This window comes from Mesorhizobium sp. M1E.F.Ca.ET.063.01.1.1 (assembly GCF_003998155.1).
In the GTDB taxonomy this organism is placed as follows: Bacteria; Pseudomonadota; Alphaproteobacteria; order Rhizobiales; family Rhizobiaceae; genus Mesorhizobium.
In genome coordinates, this window is sequence record NZ_RZSC01000616.1 from 1 (window position 1) to 3,536 (window position 3,536).

General features: G+C 65.1%; 5 protein-coding genes. 3 read left to right on the forward strand and 2 right to left on the reverse strand.

Annotated elements, in window-relative coordinates; genetic code table 11:
- A partial coding sequence (locus EOA29_RS29230) for an MFS transporter (RefSeq protein ID WP_127221961.1) occupies window positions 1–893 on the reverse strand: 893 nt, incomplete at its 3' end.
- 222 nt (window positions 894–1,115) lie between these two features.
- Entirely contained in the window at window positions 1,116–1,736 is a 621-nt protein-coding gene (locus tag EOA29_RS29235) for a DUF922 domain-containing protein (RefSeq protein ID WP_126093772.1), read from the reverse strand.
- 84 nt (window positions 1,737–1,820) lie between these two features.
- On the opposite strand from EOA29_RS29235, the gene folP reads away from it, so the two are divergent.
- The 3 genes from folP to folK are packed head-to-tail and all read left to right on the forward strand — an operon-like array spanning window position 1,821 to window position 3,530.
- Entirely contained in the window at window positions 1,821–2,672 is an 852-nt protein-coding gene (gene folP, locus EOA29_RS29240) for a dihydropteroate synthase (RefSeq protein WP_126093773.1), read from the forward strand.
- 2 nt (window positions 2,673–2,674) lie between these two features.
- Window positions 2,675–3,034, forward strand: coding sequence for a dihydroneopterin aldolase (gene folB, locus EOA29_RS29245; protein ID WP_126093774.1), 360 nt, complete (start codon window positions 2,675–2,677; stop codon window positions 3,032–3,034).
- Complete coding sequence (gene folK, locus EOA29_RS29250) at window positions 3,018–3,530, forward strand: 2-amino-4-hydroxy-6-hydroxymethyldihydropteridine diphosphokinase (protein WP_126093775.1); 513 nt, start codon at window positions 3,018–3,020, stop codon at window positions 3,528–3,530. The genes folB and folK overlap by 17 nt, the downstream gene beginning before the upstream one ends.
- The last annotated feature ends 6 nt before the right edge of the window (window positions 3,531–3,536 follow it).

The window sequence follows — 3,536 nt, forward strand, 5'->3', positions numbered from 1 at the left end:
ATGCCAATGCTGGCCGCCTGCAGCAGGAACATCGACAATGTGCCGGCGAGCACGATCGGATTGCTCAGCACTTCGAGCGAGACCAACGGTTCGGCGGCGCGCAGCAGTCTGACCGCGAACAGCGCCCAGAACACGGCCGAGCAAGCCACCAGTCCAAGGACTTCCAGTGAGAACCACGGATAGGTGCTGCCGCCCCAGTTGAGCGCCAGGAGCAGCAGCGCCGTGGCGATCACCAGCAGCACGGCACCCAGCCCGTCGATGCGGTGGTGTTTCGCGGCGATCGGCAGCTTTTTCAGCGGCCTGTTGATGATCGCCATCGCCAGGAAGCCGAGCGGCAGGTTGATCCAGAAGATCAGCGACCAGTGCAGGTGCTCGGCGAAGGTGCCGCCAAGCAGAGGCCCGGCAACACTGGCGACGGCCCATGTGCCGGCAATCCAGGCCGCATAACGGGCCCGTTCACGCGGCGGCACGAGGTCGCCAATGACGGTCTGCGTCAGGGCGAACAGGCCACCGCCGCCAGCGCCCTGGATGGCGCGGCCGATGACCAGCACCAGCATGTTGGGGGCGAGAGCGCTGACCAGCGATCCCAGGAGAAAAATGAGCACGGCGGCATAGATGACCGGCCGGCGGCCATAGACATCGGAAATCTTGCCGTAGAGCGGCGCCATCGCGGTCGCCGTCAAAAGATAGCCGGTGACGATCCAGGGCAGGTATTCGGCATGGCCGAGCGCGCGGCCGATCGTCGGCAGGGCAGGGGCGACGATGGTCTGGTCAAGCGCCGCCAGAAGCATCGACAAAAGCACGCCGCCGATGATGGCATTCTTCTCGCTCTCGCTCATCAGTGGCGAGGTTGTCGTTCCCATCGTCGTGCGATTGTCGACGGTCTGGTCCATGCGTCATTCTTTCAAACAAAGGCTGGTTCGCGGTCCGCAAACGCGACCGGCTCGGGCGTCTTCCGCCTGTCGTTCGGGTCTCTTGTTCTTGAAGCCCGCCTGCCGGCGAACCCGATATATGTCGTTCGATATAGGCCGTTTTCGACCGCCGCTCGAAAGTTTTTCGAATCTGGCACCATGTTTAGGGCGGGATTGGCCTTCGCGGGGGCGCCGCTCCAACGATCAAGCCGGCGGCAATTGGCCGCTTTGGATGCGCTGCATCCGGTAGCGCAGAAGCCGGATGATCCGGCTTTCGAAGTTGACGCTTTCGACGCGGTCGAACTGCACCTGGGCGCGGTCGTGCCGGGCGAGGACGGCGGCCGAGATCTCGGCGGCCTTCGCCTTCGCGGCTTCGCAGGTCTTCTGCGGATAGGTCGCCCTCAGCGCATCCTCGAGTTCGCGCGCGTGGTTCTTGGCGATCTCGACATGGCGCTCCTCGTGGCGCTTGATGTCCGCCGACAGCGTGTCCCAGAACAGCCTGACTTCAGGATCGGCCTTGCGCGGCCGCCGCCATTCCGGAAGGATGACCTTGACCTTCACGGTAACCTGCGCATTGGCGATCCGGCAGGAATTCGCCGTCTGCGCGTAGCTGACGCGGGTGGTGAAAGCCATCTGCGTTGCGCCCGGGTGCCTGGAGCCGGTACTCTTCACCTCGGGGCCGTTTTTCGTCAGCTGCTTTTCGATATCGTCCAGCGTGCGGCCGGTGACGCTGAAATAGCTGTAGGTCTTCACCAGGCTGGCCGCGCCGGCCGGCATGACGGCGAGGATGAGCATCAGGGCGCAGAGCGGGGAGCGGTTCATCATGTTGCCTCTTCACGCACCTTGCTTTACGGCCGTTGCCGGCGCAACGAAATTGATTTCGCGCGGATCACACATGGTTGATGGACAATGACGACAAGGCGATGGCAGCTCGCGCATGGACGCCATCTCGACCTCGGCCCCAAGGCGGTCGTCGTCGGCATCCTCAACGTCACTCCGGACAGTTTTTCCGATGGCGGGCTGTTCATCGCCCCGGAGAAGGCGGTGGCGCAGGCGCGCCGCATGGTGGAAGAGGGGGCTGCCGTCATCGATGTCGGCGGGGAATCGACGCGTCCGGGTTTCGCACCGATCACCGCCGAGGAAGAGCAAGGGCGGGTGCTGCCGGTCATCGAGGCATTGGCGTCCTCGGGCAACGTCCTGATTTCGATCGACACTTATCGCGAGGATACCGCGCGGCGCGCCATTGCCGCCGGCGCGCATATCGTCAACGATGTCTGGGGCCTGCAGCGCGAGCCCGGCATAGCCCGTGTTGCCGCCGAGACCGGCGCGGGATTGATCATCATGCACACAGGCCGCGAGCGCCAGAAACTCCCGGACGTGATCGACGACCAGTTCCTGTTCCTGCGCAGATCGCTGGAGATCGCGCGCGCCAACTATGTTGCCGACGGCCAGATCGTGCTCGACGCCGGCTTCGGCTTCGCCAAGGAGACGACGGAGGAAAATCTCGATCTGATGGCGCGGTTTTCCGAACTCACAGCGCTCGGCTTTCCGCTGATGGCGGGGACGTCGCGGAAGCGTTTCATCGGCGGTGTCACGGGGCGCGAGCCTGCCGAGCGGGCCGTTGGAACGGCGGCCACCAGCGTCATCCTGCGGCTCAAAGGCGCCGACCTTTTTCGCGTCCACGATGTCGCAATCAACGTGGATGCGCTGGCGGTGGCCGATGCTATGCTGGCGCGAGAGAACCTTTCTTCCGGACGCTGAGCATGTATGTCATCCGCATGAAGAACTGCGCCTTCTTTGCCCGGCACGGCGTGCTGGACGAGGAGGAGACGCTCGGCCAGCGTTTCTATGTCGACGCCGAGCTGACCGTCGAGCCCAGCCGGCCGCTGGAGGACGATTCCATCGAGGACACCGTCAATTACGGCATCGCCTTCACGGTGATCGAGAAGATCGTGACCGGGCAGCGCCGTTTCCTGATCGAGGCGCTGGCGCTGGAAGTGGCGAAGGCGCTGGCGGCGCGGTTTCCGCAGATCAGGAAGGCCGAGATCACGGTGCGCAAGCCGAACGCCCCTGTACCGGGCGTGCTCGATCATGTCGAGGTGACCGTTGTCTGGCCAGAGTAGCGTCGTCTATCTCAGTCTCGGCGGCAATCTCGGCGACCCGGCGAAGTCCATGGCCGCGGCGCTGCGCATGCTGGATGGCGACGACAGGACGCGCGTCACCGCCGTCTCCTCGCTCTACCGCACGCCGCCATGGGGCAAGCTCGACCAGCCCGATTTCCTCAATGCCGCGGCTGCGATCGAAACGGCACTGTCGCCGCGCGCCTTGCTCGACCTTTGCCTGGACGTCGAAAGGCGGCTGAAGCGGGTGCGCGAGGAGCGCTGGGGACCGCGTCTGATCGACATCGACATCCTGGTGTTCGGCGATCGGGTGATCCACCAAACCGGGCTCGAGGTGCCGCATCCCCGCATGCTGGAGCGGGCCTTCGTGCTGGCGCCGCTGGCGGAGATCGCGCCCGGCCTCGCGGTCGGCGGCAGAAGCGTTTCGGAGCGGCTCGGCGCCGTCGATACATCGGGGATCGAGCGCCTGCCGTCCGGCCGGGAGTGGTGGCTAGGCTGAGCCGCC

What these genes read in the sequence shown, in the direction of transcription:
- EOA29_RS29235 (WP_126093772.1), bottom strand. Translation starts at nt 1,736, where the DNA reads ATGATGAACCGCTCCCCGCTCTGCGCCCTGATGCTCATCCTCGCCGTC.
- folB (WP_126093774.1), top strand. Translation starts at nt 2,675, where the DNA reads ATGTATGTCATCCGCATGAAGAACTGCGCCTTCTTTGCCCGGCACGGC.
- folP (WP_126093773.1), top strand. Translation starts at nt 1,821, where the DNA reads ATGACGACAAGGCGATGGCAGCTCGCGCATGGACGCCATCTCGACCTC.